The organism is Kribbella sp. HUAS MG21 (assembly GCF_040254265.1).
GTDB lineage: Bacteria > Actinomycetota > Actinomycetes > Propionibacteriales > Kribbellaceae > Kribbella.
Map to the genome: position 1 here is coordinate 7,805,117 of NZ_CP158165.1, position 20,780 is coordinate 7,825,896.

Annotated in this window: 21 protein-coding genes; 8 read left to right on the forward strand and 13 right to left on the reverse strand. The window is 70.8% G+C overall.

Annotated elements, in window-relative coordinates:
* Nucleotides 1–230 precede the first annotated feature (230 nt).
* The 5 genes from ABN611_RS37645 to ABN611_RS37665 all read right to left on the reverse strand — a co-directional run bounded on the left by ABN611_RS37645 (nt 231) and on the right by ABN611_RS37665 (nt 4,914).
* Nucleotides 231–1,208 (reverse strand): ribose-phosphate pyrophosphokinase, encoded by a 978-nt coding sequence (locus tag ABN611_RS37645; protein WP_350277077.1) that lies wholly within the window; start codon nt 1,206–1,208, stop codon nt 231–233.
* 70 nt (nt 1,209–1,278) lie between these two features.
* Nucleotides 1,279–2,307: a GntG family PLP-dependent aldolase gene (locus ABN611_RS37650; RefSeq protein WP_350277078.1), complete on the reverse strand. Its 1,029-nt coding sequence runs from the start codon at nt 2,305–2,307 to the stop codon at nt 1,279–1,281.
* Complete coding sequence (locus tag ABN611_RS37655; protein WP_350277079.1) at nt 2,304–3,677, reverse strand: class II 3-deoxy-7-phosphoheptulonate synthase; 1,374 nt, start codon at nt 3,675–3,677, stop codon at nt 2,304–2,306. Before ABN611_RS37655 ends, ABN611_RS37650 begins: the two co-directional genes overlap by 4 nt.
* Before the next feature lie 43 nt (nt 3,678–3,720).
* Nucleotides 3,721–4,113 (reverse strand): DUF2237 domain-containing protein, encoded by a 393-nt coding sequence (locus ABN611_RS37660; RefSeq protein ID WP_350277080.1) that lies wholly within the window; start codon nt 4,111–4,113, stop codon nt 3,721–3,723.
* A 36-nt stretch (nt 4,114–4,149) separates the two neighbouring features.
* A complete protein-coding gene (locus ABN611_RS37665) occupies nt 4,150–4,914 on the reverse strand; it encodes a lysophospholipid acyltransferase family protein (protein ID WP_350277081.1) in 765 nt (254 codons plus the stop codon).
* Between the two features lie 330 nt (nt 4,915–5,244).
* Here ABN611_RS37665 and ABN611_RS37670 point away from each other — a divergent pair, with 330 nt between their 5' ends.
* From ABN611_RS37670 to ABN611_RS37690, 5 genes are read left to right on the forward strand one after another with little or no spacing between them, the layout of a single operon-like run.
* A complete protein-coding gene (locus ABN611_RS37670; RefSeq protein ID WP_350277082.1) occupies nt 5,245–6,027 on the forward strand; it encodes an alpha/beta fold hydrolase in 783 nt (260 codons plus the stop codon).
* A complete protein-coding gene (locus ABN611_RS37675) occupies nt 6,020–6,730 on the forward strand; it encodes a hypothetical protein (RefSeq protein ID WP_350277083.1) in 711 nt (236 codons plus the stop codon). The genes ABN611_RS37670 and ABN611_RS37675 overlap by 8 nt, the downstream gene beginning before the upstream one ends.
* Nucleotides 6,731–6,789: 59 nt before the next feature.
* Nucleotides 6,790–8,019, forward strand: a complete 1,230-nt coding sequence (locus tag ABN611_RS37680) for a TIGR00300 family protein (RefSeq protein WP_350277084.1) — start codon at nt 6,790–6,792, stop codon at nt 8,017–8,019.
* Between the two features lie 26 nt (nt 8,020–8,045).
* A complete protein-coding gene (locus tag ABN611_RS37685; RefSeq protein WP_350277085.1) occupies nt 8,046–8,465 on the forward strand; it encodes a nuclear transport factor 2 family protein in 420 nt (139 codons plus the stop codon).
* Between the two features lie 18 nt (nt 8,466–8,483).
* Nucleotides 8,484–9,233 (forward strand): enoyl-CoA hydratase-related protein, encoded by a 750-nt coding sequence (locus ABN611_RS37690; RefSeq protein ID WP_350277086.1) that lies wholly within the window; start codon nt 8,484–8,486, stop codon nt 9,231–9,233.
* Here ABN611_RS37690 and ABN611_RS37695 read toward each other — a convergent pair.
* Entirely contained in the window at nt 9,180–10,184 is a 1,005-nt protein-coding gene (locus tag ABN611_RS37695; protein ID WP_350277087.1) for a nitronate monooxygenase, read from the reverse strand. The genes ABN611_RS37690 and ABN611_RS37695 overlap by 54 nt on opposite strands.
* 58 nt (nt 10,185–10,242) lie before the next feature.
* On the opposite strand from ABN611_RS37695, the gene ABN611_RS37700 reads away from it, so the two are divergent.
* Together ABN611_RS37700 and ABN611_RS37705 are read left to right on the forward strand one after the other, a co-directional pair.
* Nucleotides 10,243–12,309, forward strand: coding sequence for a hypothetical protein (locus ABN611_RS37700; RefSeq protein ID WP_350277088.1), 2,067 nt, complete (start codon nt 10,243–10,245; stop codon nt 12,307–12,309).
* Nucleotides 12,310–12,367: 58 nt separating this feature from the next.
* A complete protein-coding gene (locus tag ABN611_RS37705; RefSeq protein ID WP_350277089.1) occupies nt 12,368–13,321 on the forward strand; it encodes an alpha/beta hydrolase in 954 nt (317 codons plus the stop codon).
* On the opposite strand, the gene ABN611_RS37710 is transcribed toward ABN611_RS37705, so the two are convergent.
* The 7 genes from ABN611_RS37710 to ABN611_RS37740 all read right to left on the reverse strand — a co-directional run bounded on the left by ABN611_RS37710 (nt 13,311) and on the right by ABN611_RS37740 (nt 18,772).
* Complete coding sequence (locus ABN611_RS37710; protein WP_350277090.1) at nt 13,311–14,006, reverse strand: endonuclease/exonuclease/phosphatase family protein; 696 nt, start codon at nt 14,004–14,006, stop codon at nt 13,311–13,313. The genes ABN611_RS37705 and ABN611_RS37710 overlap by 11 nt on opposite strands.
* The gene (locus tag ABN611_RS37715; RefSeq protein WP_350277091.1) at nt 14,003–15,145 is read right to left on the reverse strand and encodes an ROK family glucokinase; all 1,143 of its coding nucleotides are present in this window, start codon (nt 15,143–15,145) and stop codon (nt 14,003–14,005) included. The genes ABN611_RS37710 and ABN611_RS37715 overlap by 4 nt, the downstream gene beginning before the upstream one ends.
* Nucleotides 15,146–15,214: 69 nt before the next feature.
* On the reverse strand, nt 15,215–16,174 hold the full coding sequence (locus ABN611_RS37720; protein ID WP_350277092.1) for an ROK family glucokinase: 960 nt from the start codon (nt 16,172–16,174) through the stop codon (nt 15,215–15,217).
* Complete coding sequence (locus tag ABN611_RS37725) at nt 16,165–16,551, reverse strand: hypothetical protein (RefSeq protein ID WP_350277093.1); 387 nt, start codon at nt 16,549–16,551, stop codon at nt 16,165–16,167. The genes ABN611_RS37720 and ABN611_RS37725 overlap by 10 nt, the downstream gene beginning before the upstream one ends.
* Nucleotides 16,548–17,864, reverse strand: a complete 1,317-nt coding sequence (locus ABN611_RS37730) for an ArsA family ATPase (RefSeq protein WP_350277094.1) — start codon at nt 17,862–17,864, stop codon at nt 16,548–16,550. The genes ABN611_RS37725 and ABN611_RS37730 overlap by 4 nt, the downstream gene beginning before the upstream one ends.
* Before the next feature lie 4 nt (nt 17,865–17,868).
* Nucleotides 17,869–18,300: an SRPBCC family protein gene (locus ABN611_RS37735; protein WP_167213877.1), complete on the reverse strand. Its 432-nt coding sequence runs from the start codon at nt 18,298–18,300 to the stop codon at nt 17,869–17,871.
* A gap of 4 nt (nt 18,301–18,304) precedes the next feature.
* Nucleotides 18,305–18,772 (reverse strand): hypothetical protein, encoded by a 468-nt coding sequence (locus tag ABN611_RS37740; protein WP_350277095.1) that lies wholly within the window; start codon nt 18,770–18,772, stop codon nt 18,305–18,307.
* A gap of 98 nt (nt 18,773–18,870) precedes the next feature.
* Here ABN611_RS37740 and ABN611_RS37745 point away from each other — a divergent pair, with 98 nt between their 5' ends.
* The gene (locus ABN611_RS37745; RefSeq protein WP_350277096.1) at nt 18,871–20,658 is read left to right on the forward strand and encodes a long-chain fatty acid--CoA ligase; all 1,788 of its coding nucleotides are present in this window, start codon (nt 18,871–18,873) and stop codon (nt 20,656–20,658) included.
* The last annotated feature ends 122 nt before the right edge of the window (nt 20,659–20,780 follow it).

The following is a 20,780-nucleotide window of genomic DNA, read 5'->3' on the forward strand; positions in this document are numbered from 1 at the left end:
CGACCACAGTCCGCTAGCTCCCAGGCATGCAACTGGTAGTCCCGTGCGACCCGCAGCAAGCATGCACGCGGGCGCAAGCACGCACCACGCCGGCGGCAGACGGCAGCTGAAGACCGGGCGCTAAGCCCGGGGGTGGGTGGGAGCGCGCGGAGCGGGTGCGCTGAGGAGCGGAGCGACGAAGGAAGCGCCCCGCGCAGCACGCGTGGGCGGACTACCCCGCCAACAACCAGTTAGAACGGGAGTTTGGGTTGGGGTGGGGCGTGGGTGGGGTCTACGCCGTCGAAGAGGCTGCTGACGGATTCGCCGCCGTGGATTCGTTTGATGGCTTCGGCGAACAACCCGGCTACCGACGTGACCTGGAGTTCGGGGAAGCCGGCGGGGCGGGGGACGGTGTCGGTGCTGATGACTTCGGTGATGGAGGGGTGGGAGCGCAACCGCTCGACGGCGGGGCCGGCGTACAGGCCGTGGGTGCAGACGACGGCGGCGGAGGTGCAGCCGCGGTCCTTGAGGCGGTCGAGGATTTCGATGATGGAGCCGCCGGTGGCGATCTCGTCGTCGAGGACGATCGCGCGCTTGCCGGCGACGTCGCCGACGATGGCGTCGATGACGACGCGGTCGTCGGCCATCCGCTGCTTGCTGCCGGCCGCGACCGGTACGCCGAGGAGCCGCGCGAACTGGGTCGCGGTCTTCGCGTTGCCGAGGTCGGGGCTGACGACGACGGTGTCGGACAGATCGCGGCCGCGGAAGTGGTCGGCGAGTACGCCGATCGCGGTCAGGTGGTCGACCGGTACCGAGAAGAAACCGTGGACCTGCGGCGCATGCAGCGCCATGGTCAGCACCCGGTTGGCGCCGGCTGTGGTCAGCATGTCGGCGACGAGCCGCCCGCCGATCGAGATGCGCGACGCGTCCTTCTTGTCCGAGCGCGCGTACGCGTAGTGCGGGATGACGGCGGTGATCTGCTGAGCCGAGGCGCCGCGGGCGGCGTCGATCATCAGCAGCAGCTCCATCAGGTGTTCCTGCGTCGGCGGCACCAGCGGTTGCACGATGTACACGTCTCGTTGCCGGCAGTTCGCCTGGAGTTGCACCTGCAGGCAGTCGTTGCTGAAACGATGGATCTCGACCGGAGACAGCGGTACGCCGAGATCATCACAGATCTGCTCCGCCAACTCGGTGTGGGCACTTCCGCTGAACACGACGATCTCTCGCACGGCTCTCCCCGAACGCTGTGACCCGAACGGTTGCACCCTATCTCGCCCGGCCGCGGGCCCGCGCAAGCAGTCAGCCGGCGAGAATCCGGGCCAGCGTCTCCGCCGCGCTCCGGCAGTCCGCCGCCGAAGCATCCAGGTGCGTCACGATCCGCAGCTGGGTCGCCCCGACACCGCCGACGAGAACCCCGGCCGCCCGGGCCGCCTCGACCACCTCACCGACCGACTTCCCGGTAGCGGCGAGATCCGCGACGACGATGTTCGTCTCGACCTGGTCAGGCTTCACCGAACCCGGCGCCGCATCCGCGAGCACCGACGCGATCGCACGAGCGTTCGCGTGGTCCTCGGCGAGGCGCTCGACGTTGTGCTCCACGGCGTACAACCCGGCCGCGGCCAGTACGCCGGCCTGCCGCCACCCGGCGCCCAGGCGCTTCCGCCAGACCCGAGCCTCGCGGATCAGCTCCGCCGACCCGACCAGCACCGAGCCGACCGGCGCGCCGAGCCCCTTGGACAGGCACACGCTCGCAGCGGCGGCCCTCGATGCGTACGACGCGGCGCTCCGCCCGGTCGCGACCGCCGCGTTCCACAGCCGCGCCCCGTCGAGGTGCAGCGGCAGCCCGCGCGCGTCCAGCTCGTCCGCGAGGGCGTCGTACTCGTGCTGGATCGAACCGCCGCCGAAGTTGTGCGTGTTCTCGACAGACACCGCCGACGTGACGACGAAGTACGGACCGAGGTCCGGCGCGATCAGCGCCCGGATCTGCTCGAGGTCGATCTGCCCCGACGGTCCGGTCCAGGTCCGCGTCGTGACGCCCGCGACAGCGGCGTGCGACCCGAGCTCGGCGCGGACGATGTGCGCGCTCGCCTCACACAGCACCTCACCGCCTGGCGGCACCAAGGAACGCACGCCGAGCAAGTTCGCGAGCGAACCCGTGACCGTGAACAGCCCGGCCTCGTGCCCGAGCAGCTCCGCGACCCGCTCCTCCAGCGCGTTGACGGTCGGGTCCTCGCCGTACACGTCGTCGCCCACCGGGGCCGACGTCATCGCGGCCAGCATCTCCGCCGACGGACGCGTGACGGTGTCCGACCGCAGGTCGATCGTCATCCCTGCGCGCCCCGCAGCCGCTCGGCGACCAGGAACGCCAGCTCGAGCGACTGGTGCCGGTTCAGCCGCGGGTCGCAGGCGGTCTCGTACCGGTTCACGAGGTCCTCCGCGACCAGTTCCTCACCGCCGCCGAGGCACTCGGTGACGTCGTCGCCGGTGAGCTCCATGTGCACGCCGCCCGGCCAGGTGCCGACCTGCTCGTGCGCGTCGAAGAAGCCCTGGACCTCGTCCATCACGTCGTCGAAGTTGCGGGTCTTGTACCCGTTCGGCGTCTCGTAGGTGTTCCCGTGCATCGGGTCGCACACCCACGCGACCGGTGAGCCGTGGTCGCGGACCGCCTCCAGCAGCGGCGGCAGCGCCGACCGGATCTTGCCCGCGCCCATCCGGGTGATGAACGTGAGCCGCCCCTCGACGCCCTTCGGGTTCAGCTTGTCGATCAGGGCCCGGATGTACTCCGGGGTCGTGGTCGGGCCGATCTTCACGCCGAGCGGGTTCGACAGCGAGGCGAGGAACTCGAGGTGCGCGCCGTCCAGCTGCCGGGTCCGCTCCCCCACCCAGAGCAGGTGGCCGGACACGTCGTACGGCAGCTCGGTGCGGGAGTCGATCCGGGTCATCGCGTGCTCGTACTCGAGGATCAGCGCCTCGTGCGAGGCGTAGAAGTCGACGGTCCGGAACTCGTCCGAGGTCGCGCCGCAGGCCCGCATGAAGGCGAGCGCGCGCTCGATCTCCGTCGCCAGCTGCTCGTACCGCTGCCCGACCGGCGACGACTTCACGAAGTCGGTGTTCCAGGCGTGCACCTGGTGCAGGTCGGCGTACCCGCCGGTGGTGAACGCGCGGGTCAGGTTCAGCGTCGCGGCCGCCGCGTTGTAGACGCCGCGCAGGCGGTTCGGGTCCGGGATCCGGGCCTCGGGCGTGAAGTCGAAGCCGTTGACTGCGTCACCGCGGTACGACGGCAGCGTCACGCCGTCCCGGGTCTCCTCACCGGACGAGCGCGGCTTCGCGTACTGCCCGGCGATCCGGCCGATCTTCACCACCGGCACGCTCGCTGCGTACTGCAGGACGACCGACATCTGCAGCAGCACCCGCAGCTTGGCCCGGATGTTCTCCGCGGTCACGCCCGCGAACGTCTCCGCGCAGTCGCCGCCCTGGAGGATGAACGCCTCACCGCGCGCGACCGCGCCGATCTTCGTCGTCAGGTCGTCGCACTCGCCGGCGAACACCAGCGGCGGCAGCGTCCGGAGCTCGGCGATCACCTGGTCGAGCGCACCCTGGTCCGGCCACTCGGGCTGCTGCAGCGGCTTCAGAGCCCGCAGCTCGTCCAGCGTCGGCACCCCAGGCACCTGCCCCGTCGTCAACGTCGCGAATTGCATGGAGCCAACTCTAGGCGAACCGCCCGAACCGACGGTGACCGTCTCAGGTCAACGACCCCGGATCCGGCGGTACGTCGACCGCGTGCTCCCGCAGTACGGCCAACGGGATCGTCTCCAGCGCCCGCGCGTGCGTGGACGCCAGTACGACGGGGGCGGCCGCGCCGTCGTGGTACGCCTGCAGCCAGCGGGCGGCCACCACACACCAGCGGTCCCCCGGCCGCAGCCCGGCGAAGCTGTACTCCGGACGCGGTGTGACCAGGTCGTTCCCGACCGAGGCCTGGTGCGCCAGGAACTCGGCCGTCATCACCGCGCAGACGGTGTGGCTGCCGAGGTCCTCCGGCCCGCTCGTGCAGCAGCCGTCGCGGTAGAACCCGGTGACCGGGTCGGTCCCGCACTCCTCCAGCGGCTCACCGAGCACGTTCAGGTCGCTGTCCATGGCGACCATCCTCACCCGTGGTGACCGGTGGAGCGGTCAGCTGGCCTTCGTGTCGCCGAGCCGGACGTGCTCGTCGACCGATTCGCCGGCCTTGATCAGTTCCTTGGCCTTGTCGGCGTAGATGTCGACGTACTCCTGGCCGGACAGCTCCATCAGCGCGTACATGATCTCGTCGGTGACCGAGCGGAGCACGAAGCGGTCCCGCTCCATGCCCTCGTAGCGGGAGAAGTCCAGCGGCTTGCCGAACGCGACGCCCGGGCGGACCAGGCGCGGCAGCAGCCGGCCCTTCTCGCGGTAGAAGAAGTTCGGCCAGACGGTGCCCGGCGGCTGCAGCTTCTCGGTGTCGATCATCGCCACCGGGATCACCGGCACGCCGGCCACGATCGCCATCCGGGCGACGCCGGTCTTGCCCTTGTAGAGCCGGCCGTCGGGAGAGCGGGTGCCCTCGGGGTAGATCCCGAACAGGCCGCCCTTCTCGAGGATCCCCAGGCCGGTGTTCAGCGCGGCCAGCGAGGCGCGGCCGCCGGAGCGGTCGATCGGGATCTGGCCGACCGACCGGAAGAACGTGGCGACCAGCTTGCCCTTCAGGCCGGGACCCGTGAAGTACTCCGACTTCGCCGGGAAGACGATCTGCCGCGGCACCGAGACCGGCAGGAAGATCGAGTCGCAGAACGCCAGGTGGTTGCTGACCAGCAGCGCCGGACCGTCGGTCGGCACGTGCTCCAGCCCGGTCACCTTGGGGCGGAACAGCAGTTTGATCAGTGGTGCGACCAAGAACCGTCTGAGGAACAGGTACAGCATCCGCCTCGACCTCCGTCGTTCGCCCGACACACACTCACCCGACAACACTCACCAGACCATCGTCGGCCGTACCCTCGTCCGGCACCAGTGCCCGCCGGTGGCGGTCTCGCGACGACTGCGGCGCGCCGACCGTTCCGGTGCGGAGACTACGTTCCAGCTTCCCCCTCAGGCAATGTCACCGCCAGGAATGTGGGTGTTGCTCACCGTGTTGTCACCTGGATGCAGACTGGATGCAGACTGGGCGCAGCCCAGATGCGACGATTGTCACGCGCCTCCGGGGCCAGTTTCGTGCGGCGCGTCGTGAGGACCGTGAGCGGCGAGGAGTCGAGCGTGCCAGTGCAAGCCCACGCGGAGGAGTTTCGCAGTCCCGGCACCGGGGAGAACGCCGCCGTCGGCGTCCTGCTGAGCCATGGGTTCACCGGCTCGCCGCGGTCGATGCGGCCGTTCGCCGAGCACCTGGCCGCCCAGGGGTACGGCGTCGCGGTGCCGCGGCTGCCCGGTCACGGGACCCGCTGGCCGGAGCTGAACCGGACCGGCTGGCAGGACTGGTACGCCGTCCTGGACAACGAACTGGAGCGGCTGCGGAAGGAGCACGACCAGGTGTTCACGGTCGGGCTGTCGATGGGCGGCTGCCTGGTCCTGCGGCTCGCCGAGGAGCACGGCACCGACATTTCCGGTCTGGTCCTGATCAACCCGTCGGTGCAGACCGACGACAAGCGGCTCGCGCTGCTGCCGGTGCTGTCCCGGCTGGTGCCGTCGTTCCCCGGCATCTCGAACGACATCAAGAAGCCGGGTGTCGACGAGGGCGCCTACGACCGGATGCCGCTGCGGGCGCTGCACTCGCTGTCGCAGCTGTGGAAGCTCACCCGGGCGGATCTGGCGAAGGTCACACAGCCGGTGCTGCTGTTCCGCAGTACTGTCGATCATGTGGTGGAGCCGAGCTCGGGGCGGACGGTGCTGTCCTCGATCTCGTCCCGCGACGTGACCGAGACCCTGCTCGAGGACAGCTATCACGTGGCAACCCTGGACAACGACGCACCGCGGATCTTCGCTGACTCGACAGCGTTCATCAGCCGGCTGAGCGGACTCGTGATCGGCCGGCAGGATGCGTGACAACGGACTGACCGCGACGTCGTACACGTCGCTCGGGGGCATCGACCCGCTGGTCGCCGGCCCGGTGCTGGAGGCGCTCGCGGCGGCCGGCATCGCGGCGTACTGCGAGAACCAGAGCGAGGCCCGCACGCCCGAGGAGGCCGAGGAACCGGTGCGGATCCCGGCCGGGCACGACGAGATCTTCGTCGACGCCGAGGCCGTCGAGCGCGCCCGCCCGGTGATCGACCGCAGTACCGAGGACGCGGAGTGGCAGTCGCTGGTCGAGCAGTTCAGCAAGCCGTCCGCGCCCGGGCACGACGGCGGCGACCCGGTCCCGCGCTGGCCGGTGAGCGAGGACGTGGACGAGAAGTACGAGCCGCTGATCGACGTACCGTCCGGCCTCTCGGTCGAGGAGAAGGCCGAGGACACGGGGGACGACAGGGAAGAAGAGCGGCCGGTCCGGAAGGCTGACGACCCGCACGACCACTTCGTCCCGCCGGAGCCGCCGCGCGGACCGCGGCTGGACTGGATCAGCCGGCTGGCATGGCTCGGCCTGATCGGCGGCCCGCTGCTGCTGATCGCGGCCGCCGTCCTGGACTTCGGCACCGGCCGGATCACGACGCTCGCGGTGGTCGGCTTCATCGGCGGGTTCCTGACGCTGGTGTTCCGGATGAAGGACCGGCTGCCGCCCGGCGACGGCGGCGACGACGGGGCGGTCGTCTGAGTTAGAGTGCGGATCGTCGGACAATCCGACACGTCCGTACGAGCTTTGGGGAGGTACCCGTGCAGGTCACCGAGACCGTCGAGATCACCGGTCACCTGATGGACTCCGGGTTGCTGTCCCGGGTCCTCGACGACATCCGCGGGTACGGCGGCGAGTACACGCTCGACAAGTTCGACCTCGGGTACGACAAGGACGACCCGTCCACGGTGCGGATGACGGTCGGCGCGGAGGACGAGGAGTCGCTGCAGCGGCTGCTGATGCGGATCCAGACCAAGGGCGCGAACCTGGTCGACCCCGGTACGCCGGAGATCACCGAGGTGACCCAGGACGGCGTGTTCCCGGACGGCTTCTACTCGACCACGAACCTGCCGACGAGCGTCCGGCTCGGCGGCCGCTGGGTCTCGGTGCAGAACCCGGAGATGGACTGCGGCCTGCTCGTCGAAGGCGACGTCGTACGGACCATTCCGATGTCCGACGTACGCGCGGGGATGAAGATCATCACCAGCGCGCAGGGCGTCCGGGTCACTCCCCCGATCGCCGTGAACACCGAAGAGGGCTTCGGGTTCATGGAGTCGGACGTGTCGTCGGAGAAGCCGCAGCGCGTGCTGGTCAAGCAGGTCGCCGACGGCATGCGCGAGGCGAAGGCGAACGGCCAGAAGGTGCTGTGGGTCGGCGGCCCCGGCATCGTGCACACCGGCGCCGCGCCGGCCATGGTCGCGATCGTCGAGGCCGGGTACGTCGACGTACTGTTCGCCGGCAACGCGCTCGCGACGCACGACATCGAGTCGTCGCTGTACGGGACGTCGCTCGGCGTGGACCTGTCCCGCGGGCGCGGTGTCGAGCACGGGCACGAGCACCACATCCGCGCGATCAACACGATCCGCAAGGCGGGCTCGATCGCGGCGGCCGTCGAGCAGGGCGTGCTGACGTCCGGCGTGATGCACGCCCTGGTGCGGAACGGGAAGCGCTTCGTGCTGGTCGGCTCGGTGCGCGACGACGGCCCGCTGCCGGACGTCTACACCGACGTGCTCGAGGGCCAGCGGGCGATGCGCGCCGAGCTCGACGGCGTCGGGTACTGCCTGATGGCCGCGACCATGCTGCACTCGGTTGCCACCGGCAACATCCTGCCGGCGTCGATCCCGCTGACCTGCGTGGACATCAACCCGGCGACGGTGACCAAGCTCGCGGACCGCGGCTCGTCGCAGGCCCGCGGGATCGTCACCGACGTCGGGCTGTTCATCGAGCATCTCGCCCGTGAGCTGTCGCCGGAGTACGCCGCGGGCAAGTGACCCCGTGCTCGGGTGAGGCTGGGGGCATGGAGGATTTCGGCACGTTCCTGCGGCGCTTCGAGGAGGCCAACACCGCGTTCGTCAACGGTGACCCGTCGTTGTGGATGCCGCTGGTGTCGCGCAGCGAGCACACGTCGATCTTCGGCGGCTTCGGCGGCCAGGAGGTCGGCTGGTCCGAGATCGGGCCGCGGTACGAGTGGGCGGCGTCGCAGTTCCGCGACCTCGGCGGCACGGTCGAGTTCGAGTACCTCGACAAGCATGTCGGCACGGATACGGCCTACACGGTCGCGATCGAGCGCTGCACCGTCCAGCACGTCACCCAGCCCGCGCCGGTACCGCACGAACTGCGCGCGACGATGATCTTCCGCCTCGAGGACAACGAGTGGAAGATCACGCACCGGCACGCGGACCCACTCACCCCCAGGTCCTCCCCTTCCGGGCCCTAGAGATGTTTGGATGCGGGCATGACCGAACTCGTGCACCTGGACGTCGCCGACGGCGTGGCCACCGTCACGCTGGACTCGCCGCACAACAAGAACGCCTTGTCGCAACAGCTGACCGGTGAACTGCTGGAGAGGCTCGAGGCGGCGGGCGCGGAGGACGCCGTACGGGTGATCGTGGTGCGGTCGGCGCTGGACGTGTTCTGCTCGGGCGCCGACCTGTCGGAGGCGACGACGGTCGGCATGGGCGTCGGCGCGCAGCGGATGGTCGACGTACAGCGGGCGATCGTCGCGAACCCGAAGCCGGTGGTCGCGCGGGTGGCCGGGCCGGTGCGGGCCGGCGGTATCGGCATCGTGGCGGCGGCCGACCTCAGCGTCGCCGGCGAGAGCGCGACGTTCGCGCTGACCGAGGTACGCCTGGGCCTGGCGGCGGCGACGATCTCGCTGACCGTGCTGCCGCGGCTGACGGACCGCGCGGCGGCGTACACGTTCCTGACCGGCAACGGCTTCGACGCCCTGGAGGCCGCGCGCCTCGGCCTGCTCACGCTGACAGTCCCCGACGCCGACCTGGACGCGGCCGTCGAGACCCTCGTCACATCCCTGCTCAAGGGCGTCCCCCAGGGCCTCCGCGAGACCAAGAAACTCCTCAACCGGGAACTGCTCGCCGACATCGATGCCCGTGGCAAAGACCTCGCCGAGCTGTCCGCCTCGCTGTTCGGCTCACCCGCCGCGCAGGAAGCGATGCTCGCCTTCCTCAACCGCCGGAAGGGCTGACCTCCCGGCGCGGTGCAACGCCGCCGCGCACTCGGTCATCAAGCGCGAGACCAGCTCCGCGGCGGGTGCGACGTCGTGGACAAGCTCCGCCGACTGCCCGGTGAAGGGCAGCAGCTGATGGCCCTTGCCTGCGAGCACCTCGCTGCGGACCCGCGCCGCCAGCTCCCGCGGGTCGACGCTCTCCGGATCCTGCTCGAGCTGGTCGGTCAGCGGCGTCCGGAGGACCCGCGGCGCGAACGTCGCCCCGACCTGCGGGAGGTTGAACGGCGGCAGCACGCGATCGGCGTGCGCGACCTTCACCGCGTCCCGCGCATGGGCCCCGACGATCCGCTCCTTCCACTCCGGATCGATCGTCATCTCGGTGCTGGCAAGGAACCGCGTGCCCAGGCTCACGCCCTGCGCCCCGAGGGCCAGGGCGGCCGCCAGACCGCGGCCGTCGGCGATCCCACCGGCAGCCACCACCGGCGTCGAGCCGGCCAGGTCGACGACGGCGGGCACAAGCACCAGCGTCGACACCCAGCCCGCGTTCCCGCCGGCCTCGGTGCCTTGCGCGATCAGCACGTCGGCGCCGGCCTCGAGCGCGATCTCGGCCGCGTCGACGTCGCCCACCGCCTGGATCCAGACGATGCCGTGATCGTGGGCCCGGGCGATCAGGTCGGCCGGGATGCCCAGGTGGAACGAGATCGCCGCCGGCCGTGCTTCCAGCGTGGCGTCGAACGCCTCCCGGACCAGCGGTCGCCCGGTGTGGTTGACGGCGAAGGGCCTGTCGGTCAGCTCGCGCATCCGGCGCCATTGGTCGCGCAGCTCGTCGGTACTGCGCAGCGCCGTACCAAGGCTGCCGAGGCCGCCCGCCTCCGACACCGCCGCCGCCAGCTCCACCTCCTCCCACGGCCCGAACGGCGCCAGCACGATCGGTACGTCGATCCCCAACAGCGAGCACAGTGCGTTCATCGGTGCCTCCCCCTTCGACCGTGTTCCCGCCGTACCACGATGAACCTAGAGTGAGCTCATGGTCGAGGGGGAACCCGCCGCTGGAACGTTCGGTTCGGTGCTGTCCGAGCGGCGGCGGCAGGCGTTCGTCGGGCGGACGGCCGAGCTGGAGGCCTTCCGCGAGGCGCTGAGCGGGCCCGCGCGGGTGCTGTCCGTGCACGGCCCGGGCGGCATCGGCAAGACCAGCCTGCTGCTCAGGTACGTCGACCTCGCCGCCGACCTCGGTGTCGCGGTCACCAGGCTCGACGGGCGCGAACTGGAGCCGTCACCCAAGGCCGTACTGGAGTGCCTCGGCGCCGCGACCGTCGACGACGTACGGCGGGTCGTCCCAGAGCCGGCCGTTCTGATGGTCGACACCTACGAGGAGCTGCAGCTCCTGGACGACTGGTTCCGTACCACGCTCCTCCCCCGCCTGCCGCTCGGTGTCGTCACCGTCCTCGCCGGACGTGAGCCCCTCGACGCGGCCTGGCGCGCGGATCCGGGCTGGCGGGACGTACTGCGCGTCGTACCGCTGCGCAACCTCACTCGTGGCGAGTGCGGCGCGTATCTGCTGACGCGGGGCCTGGACCCCGAGCGCGACGTGCGCGCGGTCGAGATCAGCCACGGCCATCCACTCGGACTCGCGGTGCTAGCGGACCTGGTCGCGTCCGGCGGCGAGGTGGACGACCCCCTCACCCCGGACGTCGTGGCCACCCTCCTGCACAGCTTCGTGGACGTGCTCCCGACAGGACCCCGCCGGACCGCACTCGAGGTCTGCGCGGTCGCCAGGACCACCAACGAGGCGCTGCTGCGGGACGTCCTCGGCGTCGACGACGCGCACGAGATCTTCGACTGGCTGCGCGGGCTCTCGTTCGTCGAGCCCGGCCCGGACGGGCTCGCGCCGCACGACCTGGCCCGCGAGGTGCTCGTCGCGGACCTCCGCTGGCGTGATCCACAGGCTTACGACGCCATTTTCCGGAGGATCCAGGAGCACATCCTCGGTCTGCTCGGCACCACCACCGGGCGGCGGCGGCAGCGCGCGCTGTACGACGCGAAGTACCTGCATCGGCACCAGCAGGTATCCCGCGGGTGGACCGACTGGGATTCGTTCGGACGGCACTACCCGGAGTCCGCCCGGCCCGCGGACGGCGCCGAGCTCGTCGAGCTGATCCGCGGCTGGGAGGGCGCCGAGTCGGCGGCGATCGCGCGGCACTGGTGGCAGCTCCAACCCGAAGGATTCCTCGTCGTCCGGCACCACGACGGCCGGATCCGCGGCGTCATCGCGACCATCGACCTCACCCTCGCCGCCGAGGCCGACATCGCCGCCGATCCCGGTGCGGCCGCGGCGCTGCGCTACACCCGGTCGAATCTTCGCCGCCGGCCGGACGACCGCGTGACCCTGGTGCGGTTCTGCGTGGACCGCGAGGCGTACCAGGACCCGTCACCGACGACCAATCTCGGTCCGGTGGTCGCGATCCAGCACTGGCTCGAGACGCCACGGCTGGCCGCGAGCCTCCTGGCGTTCCACGAGCCCGAGCGGCGGCAGGAGTTCTTCACGTTCTTCGAGATTCCGCGAGCCGTCGGCGCGGACTTCGAGGTCGGCGGCCGGCGCTACGGGATGTTCGTGCGCGACTTCCACCGGTTGCCGCTCGACCGATGGCTGCGCGTCATGTTCGAGCGTGACCTCGCGGGCGACCCGGGGCCGCCGGACCGCCGCACCGCGGAACCGCTGCTGCTGTCCGAACCGGACTTCGCGCAGGCCGTCCGCGCGGCCCTGCGCGACCTGCCCCACCGGGACGCCCTCGCCCGCAACCCGCTGACCCGGTCGCCGCTCGTACTCGCGAAAGCGGGCGACCCGGCGAGTCAGCTCGCAGATCTGGTACGCCGTACCGTCGAGCGGCTCGCCGCCAACGAACGCGAGCACAAGCTGTACCGCGCCCTGGACCGGACCTACGTGCGCCCGGCTGCGACGCAGGAACGAGCCGCCGAGCTGCTCGGGCTGCCGTTGAGCACGTACAAGCGGCATCTCGCCCGCGGTGTCGACAGGGTGATCGCCGACCTGTGGCGCCAGGAACTCGACGAAAGTGAGCCCGAAACGGCCTGGTGAGTGAGACCGCCTTCCCCGCATGCTCCGGCACAACGGACCACGCACCAGGAGGCGGAAGATGCACCCCGAGAACCAGTCGGCCAGCAGGACGGTCAACCGCGATCCGGCGTACGACGGGTACGCCCGCGCGTACGACGACCTGCTCGGCGAGTACGGCGTCACGGTCGACGTCTCCTGTCCGGAGCTCAGCTCGACGGGCCGGGTCTTCGTCGCCCGGACCGGGACCGGCGAACCGGTGGTGTTCCTGCACGGGACACCGGCAACGTCGGCGGTGTGGATCCCGCTCGCCGCCCGGCTGCGGGGTGTTCGGGCCTACCTAGTGGACCGGCCCGGCCACGGCTTGTCCGGTGCCGTCGACTACGCCGACGTACCCGATCTGCGGGCGCATGCGGTGGCGTTCGTCAGCGAGTTACTCGACGCGCTCGGACTCGAGCGGGCTGTTCTCGCCGGCAACTCGCTGGGCGGCCTGTGGGCCCTGTGGGCAGGGCTCGACCGGCCGGAACGGGTGTCGGCCGTCGTGGCGATCGGTGCCCCGCCGGGACTGCTGACGCCTCGGCTGCCGAGGATCTTCGGGCCGTTGGCGGTGCCCTGGACGGCCAAGCTGATGCAGCGCCTCGATCCGCCGTCGCCACGCTCCACGCGCCGGTTCTTCCGTCTGATGGGCGATCCGCCGGCGCAGCTGAGCGACTCGATGGTGGACGCGTTCACCGAGGGCCTGCGGCTGCCGAACGCCGAAGGCGGAATGAGCCACATGATCCAGCACTTCGTCGCCTGGCCCGGCCGGTTCGCGGATCGGCACCTCTGGCTGGCGGCGGACGAGCTCGCCGAGCTCCGGCCGCGGGTGCTCTTCGTCTGGGGTCGCAAGGACTTCCTCGGCGACCTCACCGTGGCGCGGCGTACGGCTGCGGCCCTGCCGCAGGCTGCGGTGGTCGAAGCCGGCACCGGCCACCTGCCGTGGCTTCAGGATCCGCAGGGCGTCGCTGACGCCGTTGGTTCGTTCCTCAGGCCGTGAGTTCGATCAGCATCGGCAGGTGGTCCGATGCGGCCGCGAGGTCTTCGGGGGACGCCGGGGTCGGGAGGATGCGGCCCTGGACGGTTGGGGTGAGATGGGCGCCGTCGATGCGTTTGTGCGGGTTGGTGGAGCTGAAGGTCGGGCCGGCGTCGGCGCCGAGGTCGGTGAGCCCCTCCTCGGCGAGGCGTTTCCAGACCGGGCCGTCGGGTTCCTCGTTGAGGTCGCCGGCCAGGAGGTACGGCGTACCGAACGCGCGGCAGCGCCGCAGCACCTGCTCGAGTTCGCGGCGGCGGCCGAGGATGTGCAGGCCCAGGTGGCAGCAGACGACCGCGATCCGGGTGCTGCCGATCTGCACGTGACCGCCGACGGCGCCGCCGGGCAGCTGGGTGGCGATGAAGTTCAGCCGCCGGCGCACGAACGGCCGCCAGATCCGCCAGTGCAGGGACTCGACGAGCTCGATGCCGTCGGCAACCAGGATCGCGTTCCGCGCGGACGCCGCGACGTACCGCAGGCCGAACGTCGCCGCCATCGCGCGCCGCTTCCGCCGGGTGCCGAACCAGGTCGGCGCCTCCTGCACCAGCATCACGTCCGGCGCGCACGCCCGCACCACCCGCGCGAGCGCCGTACGGTCGTCACCCCAGCGGTGCACGTTGTACGACAGCACGCGCAGGGTGCCGTCACTCATGCGTCAGGATCGCCGTTCACGTCGGCCATGTCGGTGCGGTGCAGATCGGGGTCCGCGCGCATTCCGGTACGGCGTGCCGCCGACTTGCGGGCCGCGCGCTCCAGGCGGGTCGAGCGACCGCGCGCCGCGGCCGTCTTCGCGGTCACCGCTGTGGTCTTCACCCGGACCCGGCGCAACCACGTCGCCTCCTCGCGGGCGAGGTCGGCCGCACCGACCATGCCGGCCTCCGGCCCGAGTACGGCGCGGACGATCCGCGCCTCCGGGCGGAACCCGCGGCCGGTCAGCGTCCGCTTGAAGGCCTCCCGCGCCGGCGACAGCAGCAGCTCGCCCGCGTCGGACACGCCGCCGCCGATCACGAACGTGCCCGGGTCCAGCGCGGCGGCGAGGTTCGCGAGGCCGATGCCCAGCCAGCGGCCGACGTCCTCGAGCAGCTCGACCGCGACCGGGTCGCCGTCCTTGGCCAGCTCGGTCACCATCGGACCGTTGATCTTCCGCGTGTCGCCACCCGCCGCCCGCAGCAGGTTGTGCGCGACGGGCGAGCCGGACAGCGCCAGCTCGCGCGCCTCGCGGGTCAGCGCGTTGCCGGAGGCGTACTGCTCCCAGCAGCCGCGGTTGCCGCACTCGCAGCGGTGACCGCCCGGCACCACCTGCATGTGCCCGAACTCGCCCGCGATCCCGAACTTCCCGCGCTGCAGCGCGCCGTCGTTCAGGATCGCGCCGCCGATGCCGGTGCCGAGCGTCACGCAGACCAGGTGGCTCTCGCCCTGGCCGCCGCCGAACCGCCACTCGGACCAGGCGGCGGCGTTCGCGTCGTTCTCGACCACGACCGGGATGCCCAGGCGGCGCTCGACCGCGTCCCGCAGCGGCTCGTGCCGCCAGGCCAGGTGTGGCGCGAACAGCACCGACGAGCGCGTCCCGTCGACGAACCCGGCCGCGCCGATGCCGACGGCAATCACGTCGTGCCGGGACTCCAGGTCGTGGACGATGTCCGCGATCGCGTCCTCGGTCTCTTTCGGGTCCTTGGTCGGCGTGTCGCGACGCAACCGGTCCAGGATGTTGCCCTCCGGGTCGACCACCCCGGCGGCGACCTTGGTCCCGCCGATGTCGATCCCGATCGTCAGAGCTTGCGTCAGAGCCAAGGTACGACCTTCCTCGCGACCCCCGCCGGACAGTGTCCAGTATCCCAGGTCAGGACAATCATCGAGGTTCTACAGCGTCGGCGCGGGGCGGCGGGCCAGGTCGGCGGCGCCGATCAGGCCGGCGTCGTTGCCCAGCTCGGCGAGCGTGAACGGCGCGTGCGGGCGATTGGCCTTGGCGGGCAGCACCTTCTCGAACGCCTGCACCGCGGACTTCATGATCAGGTCCTTCGCCGCGCTCACCCCGCCGCCGACGACGACCAGCGACGGGTCGAAGATCGTCGCCAGACTCGCCACGCCCTCGCCGAGCCACCGGCCCAGCTCGTCGAGCAGCTCGACCGCGCACGGGTCCCCCTGGACCGCCGCGTCGGTGATCATCGGCCCGGTGAGCTCGGCCGGATCGGTGATCCCGCACACGCTCAGCATCTGCGCGGCCGCCAGCGAACCCGACTCGGCCTGCGCCCTGCCCTCCCGGACCAGCGCCTTGCCCGAGGCGTACTGCTCGAAGCAGCCACGCGAACCGCAGCCACACCGATGCCCGCCGGGTACGACGCGCATGTGGCCGAGCTCGGCCGCCACGCCGTGAGCTCCGCGCAGCAACTGCCCGTCGATCACCACGCCGCCGCCGATCCCGGTACCGACCGTGATGCACACCATGTGCTCGACGTCCTTCGCGGCGCCGAACGCGAACTCGCCCCAGGCCGCCGCATTCGCGTCGTTCTCGACCACGACCGGGACCTTCAGCTGCTCGGTGACCCGCGCGCCGAGGGGCTCGTCGCGCCAGGCCAGGTTCGGCGCGAACAGCACCGTCGACCGGTCCGACGAGACGAAGCCCGCCGCGCCGATCCCGACCGCCTGCACGTCGTGCGCCGCGATCAGTTCGGCGGCCGCGTCACAGATCGCCGCCGCGGTGGCGTCCGTCGAGTCCGCGGGGGTGTCGCGGTGGGTGCGCGCGATGATCACGCCGTTCTCGTCGACCACGCCGGCGGCGATCTTGGTGCCGCCGACATCGATGCCGATCGTCAGTCCCATGGTTCGGGGTCCTCACTCACGTCGATCCGGTCCACCCGGGACCGGGTCGATTCTTGGGCCGGTTCCTCCTCCGGTGGCGAGGACCGCGACGCTGCGTCCTCCCGCGCCTGCCGGGCCGCGTCCGCGGCGGCCTCCAGCAGAGATCTCAACGAGCCCAGGACATGCGCGGCGGCCGTCGACAGCTGCTCGATCGTTTCCGGGCTGGTGCTGCGGACCTTGTGGATCAGCTGACAGACCGGGCACCACACACAGTCCGGCCCCAGCGTGTGCTCGTGCTTGGCCTCGTCCGCCGGCGGCGCGTCACCAGCCGCGTTCTGCAGTACGGCGAACAGCTTGGCGGCCTCTTCCGCGACCGAACCGACGGGATCCTTGCTCAACGGCCTTCCCCGATCGCGGCTTCGCGACGGGCGAGCTGCTCGTGGTACTCCGCCGTGAGGCCCTGGGCGAGCTCCTGCGCGGACTCCAGCGGCCCGGTGCCGCTCGGGACGTCGGGCAGCGCCGGCCGCGCGACCTCCTTGGGCGCGAACCGCACTTGCAGCCGGCCCTCGTCCAGCCGCGCGCCAGCGACCACACCGCGCGCCAGCGCGGCCGGCAGCGGCAGCACCCGCCGGTACGACCCGACGGTGACGATCAGCTCGTCGCCGTGCCGCGCCAGCTCCAGCTCGTCGGCCGATGCCAGCGGCAACGGCATCGTCAGCGTGTACGTCCGCCCGTCGGTGTCGATGTGCCGGTCCACCCACAGCGACGTGTCGTCGGTGGCCCGCGCGAACGGGTCGTCCCCGCCGTACATCTCGACCGCGAACGCGGCCAGTTCCTCCACCCCGACCGGCTCACAGACGCGGTACGGCGACTCCCAGATCGGCAGCGGCCGGAACGAGTCCGCGACCTCCTCGAGGATCCCGCGCTGTGCCGCGACCCACTGCCGCCGCCAGGTGTCCGCGCCGGCCGCCGGGAACACCCGGTTCGCCACGACGCCGTCCACGCGGTAGCCGTACAGCGAGAGCCTGGTCAGCGACCGGCGCGCCTCGGCGACCACGACCGCCTCGGGGGTGAGCACCAGCCGCACCGACGCGTCCGGCCCGGCCAGCAGCGTGCGGATGTCCGAGAGGTCGCTCTGCAGCCGGCGCAACGCGTCGAACACGGTGTCGTCGGGCACCGGCAGGCCCGACCCGCGGCTCAGGAACGGGCGGAACGTCCGCATCATCTTGCGCTCGGCGTTGAAGATCCGGTCCATGTACCAGTTCAGCGCCTCGGGCAGCGCGAGCAGCCGGAGCGTCTCCGCGGTCGGCGCGCAGTCGACGACGATCACGTCCCAGCGCCCGGACCGGACGTGGTCGCGGACCTCGAGCAGCGCGAGCACCTCCTCGGCGCCCGGCAGCACGGTCAGCTCCTCGGCCTCGATCGGGTCCACCCCGACCATGTGCAGCACCGAGCGCAGGTAGCTCTGGATGTCGCCCCAGGACCGCTCGAACTTGCGCTGCGCGTCGATCTGCTGGACGAACAGCAGGTCGTCGATCTCGGTCGGCTCCGGACCCACCTCGGAGTCGAACGCGTCCGACAGCGAGTGCGCGGCGTCCGTCGACAGCACCAGCGTCCGCAGCCCGCGGAGCGCCGCGAGCGTGGCCGTCCCGGCAGCGGAGGTCGTCTTCCCTACGCCGCCCTTACCCGTGTACAGCAGAACCCGAGTCACCGGTCTACGACTCGACGCGCTTCTTGAGGCCCTTGAGGGCGGTGTCGATGATGACCTTCTCGGCCTTCCGCTTGAGCATCCCGATCATCGGGATCGCCACGTCGACCGCGAGCCGGTACGTCACCTCGGTCCCTCCGGCACCCAGATCCTTCAGCACGTACGCGCCGTCCATCCCCTTGACCATCTTCGCCTCGACCAGCGTCCAGGTCACCTCGTTGCGGGACCAGACGTAGGCCAGCGTGTACTCGTCGGAGATCGCGCCGGCGTCGACCTTGAACCGCACCTTGTTCGGTCGGCCGGCCTCGTCGGTGGACAGCACCTCGGTCTCCCGCATCGAGTCGGCCCACTCCGGGTACGCCGCGAAGTCCGCGATCACCGCCATGATCTCTTTGGGGGTCGCGTTCACCTGGATGGTCGAGGTGGTCTGTTCCGCCATCGATTCACCTCTTAGCCGGCCTGGGACGAGTCTGGTGCGGGACCGCCGGATCCCCCGATGGATCCGCGTCCTCCCCGGAGACTATCGCGGGATCGGATCCGGCACGGCGTTCGCCCGCCGCGCGGCCCGCCTCGACTTCGTCCTTGAACCGCCACAGCCGCTCCCGGTACGCCGCGACGTACCGCTCCTTGAGCCGCTCGACGGCGCGGCCGCGCACCGGCCGCACCGGGTCGACCCGGAGGTACCAGTGCACGACGACGCCGTCCCGGACCGCTTCCAGCCACCATTCCGCCGTACCGATCGCGGCGCCGGTGACGGCCCACCGGACCCCCTCCAGGCCGCGCCGTTCGGACGGCGTCAGGGTCAGGTCGGGCCACCATTCGCGCCAGAGGGTGTCGGAACCGAGGCGCTCGGCGACGTAGGCTGGATCAGCAACGACCAGGTCGTCGCAACTGATGTCGAGCAATGGCATGGCTAGAACCTAGTTCCGTGGGTCACATAAAGGTGGCTACTTGTGGGTAGGTGACTGTAGCGTGCGCCGGAAGTTCGTGACCGACTGAGGAGACGCGGATGCGCGAGTACACCGTTCCTGCTGTGACAGAACCGGCCACCGGGAGCCTGAGCGACCCGGTGTGGGCGAACGCGTCCTCGCATCCTGACACCGCGGTCTTCAGCCGCCGCACCGGGGCGGGCTGGTCCGATGTCACCGCGGCGGAGTTCGCGCAGCAGGTGACCGCGGTCGCCAAGGGCCTGATCGCGGCCGGCGTACAGCACGGCGACCGGGTCGCGCTGCTCAGCCCGACGCGGTACGAGTGGACCCTGGTCGACTACGCGATCTGGAGCATCGGCGCGGTCACCGTGCCGATCTACGAGACCTCGTCGCCCTCCCAGGTGCAGTGGATCCTGACCGACTCCGACGCGGTGGTCGCCGTCGTCGAGAACGCGACGCACGCGGCCGTCGTCGAGTCCGCGCGGGCCGAGGCGCCCGCGCTGCAGGAGGTCTGGCAGCTCGAGGCCGGCGCCGTCGACCAGCTGACCGCGCTCGGCCAGGACGTCACCGACGCCGAGTTCGACAAGCGCCGCTCCGCGGTCACGGCGAACGACCTGGCCACGCTGATCTACACCTCCGGTACGACGGGACGCCCGAAGGGCTGCAAGATCAGCCACGGGAACTTCATCGACGAGCTCGGCCCCGCCGTCAAGATCCTCGACAACCTGTTCGACACCACCGGCGCGAGCACGCTGCTGTTCCTGCCGCTGGCGCACGTGTTCGCCCGGATCATCCAGGTCGGCTGCGTGATGAAGCGGGTCAAGGTCGGGCACAGCGCCGACGTGAAGAACCTGGTCGAGGACCTCGGCTCGTTCCGGCCGACGTTCATCCTGAGCGTGCCGCGGGTGTTCGAGAAGGTGTTCAACTCGGCCAGCCAGAAGGCGCACGCGGACGGCAAGGGAAAGATCTTCGACGCCGCCGCGGAGACCGCGATCGCGTACTCGCAGGCGCAGGACAAGGGCGGCGCGTCGTTCGGGCTCAAGGCCAAGCACCTGCTGTTCGACCGGCTGGTGTTCGGCAAGCTGCGCGCGGTGCTCGGCGGCCAGGTCAAGTACGCCGTGTCGGGCGGCGCCCCGCTCGGCGACCGGCTCGGGCACTTCTTCCGCGGGATCGGCGTACCGGTCCTGGAGGGGTACGGGCTGACCGAGACCACCGCCGCGGTGTCGGTGAACCTGCCCGACGACATCCGCATCGGCACCGTCGGCCGGCCGCTTCCTGGTGTGACGGTCGGCGTCGCGGAGGACGGCGAGCTGCTGTTCAAGGGCGGCCAGGTGATGCAGGGCTACTGGAAGAACGACGAGGCGACGGCTGCCGCGATCGACGCCGACGGGTGGTTCCACACCGGTGACCTCGGCGAGTTCGACGTGGACGGGTTCATCAAGATCACCGGCCGGAAGAAGGAGATCCTGGTGACGGCCGGCGGCAAGAACGTCGCGCCGACACTGCTCGAGGACCAGATCCGGCTGCACCCGCTGGTGAGCCAGTGCATGGTGGTCGGCGACGGCAAGCCGTTCATCGCCGCGCTGATCACGATCGACCCGGAGAACATCGTCCCGTGGGCCACCGACCGCGGCAAACCGACCGACCCGGCCGAGCTCACCCAGGACCCCGACCTGATCGCCGAGATCCAGAAGGCCGTCGACGACGCGAACACCTCGGTCTCCCACGCCGAGGCGATCAAGAAGTTCTCCCTCCTCCCCGTCGACTGGACCCAGGAAACCGGCGAACTCTCCCTCAAACTCTCCCTCCGCCGCCACATAGTCATGGAAAAACACGGCGACGACGTCGAGGCTCTGTACGCGAAGTAGCAGGAAAAGAAGAGATCTAGAGATGTGGTCGGCTCCGGCAGTGATCCGCGGGTTGCCTGCGCGTCAGAACGCGTAGAACGGAAAACGACAAGAATTAGAGTGGTTGAGTGCCTGGCCGGCTG

Coding starts and splice junctions, on each gene's coding strand:
- ABN611_RS37650 (WP_350277078.1), bottom strand. CDS start 2,307: ATGACGATCGACCTGCGGTCGGACACCGTCACGCGTCCGTCGGCGGAG.
- ABN611_RS37655 (WP_350277079.1), bottom strand. CDS start 3,677: ATGCAATTCGCGACGTTGACGACGGGGCAGGTGCCTGGGGTGCCGACG.
- ABN611_RS37660 (WP_350277080.1), bottom strand. CDS start 4,113: ATGGACAGCGACCTGAACGTGCTCGGTGAGCCGCTGGAGGAGTGCGGG.
- ABN611_RS37665 (WP_350277081.1), bottom strand. CDS start 4,914: ATGCTGTACCTGTTCCTCAGACGGTTCTTGGTCGCACCACTGATCAAA.
- ABN611_RS37675 (WP_350277083.1), top strand. CDS start 6,020: ATGCGTGACAACGGACTGACCGCGACGTCGTACACGTCGCTCGGGGGC.
- ABN611_RS37685 (WP_350277085.1), top strand. CDS start 8,046: ATGGAGGATTTCGGCACGTTCCTGCGGCGCTTCGAGGAGGCCAACACC.
- ABN611_RS37690 (WP_350277086.1), top strand. CDS start 8,484: ATGACCGAACTCGTGCACCTGGACGTCGCCGACGGCGTGGCCACCGTC.
- ABN611_RS37695 (WP_350277087.1), bottom strand. CDS start 10,184: ATGAACGCACTGTGCTCGCTGTTGGGGATCGACGTACCGATCGTGCTG.
- ABN611_RS37700 (WP_350277088.1), top strand. CDS start 10,243: ATGGTCGAGGGGGAACCCGCCGCTGGAACGTTCGGTTCGGTGCTGTCC.
- ABN611_RS37705 (WP_350277089.1), top strand. CDS start 12,368: ATGCACCCCGAGAACCAGTCGGCCAGCAGGACGGTCAACCGCGATCCG.
- ABN611_RS37710 (WP_350277090.1), bottom strand. CDS start 14,006: ATGAGTGACGGCACCCTGCGCGTGCTGTCGTACAACGTGCACCGCTGG.
- ABN611_RS37720 (WP_350277092.1), bottom strand. CDS start 16,174: ATGGGACTGACGATCGGCATCGATGTCGGCGGCACCAAGATCGCCGCC.
- ABN611_RS37735 (WP_167213877.1), bottom strand. CDS start 18,300: ATGGCGGAACAGACCACCTCGACCATCCAGGTGAACGCGACCCCCAAA.
- ABN611_RS37740 (WP_350277095.1), bottom strand. CDS start 18,772: ATGCCATTGCTCGACATCAGTTGCGACGACCTGGTCGTTGCTGATCCA.
- ABN611_RS37745 (WP_350277096.1), top strand. CDS start 18,871: ATGCGCGAGTACACCGTTCCTGCTGTGACAGAACCGGCCACCGGGAGC.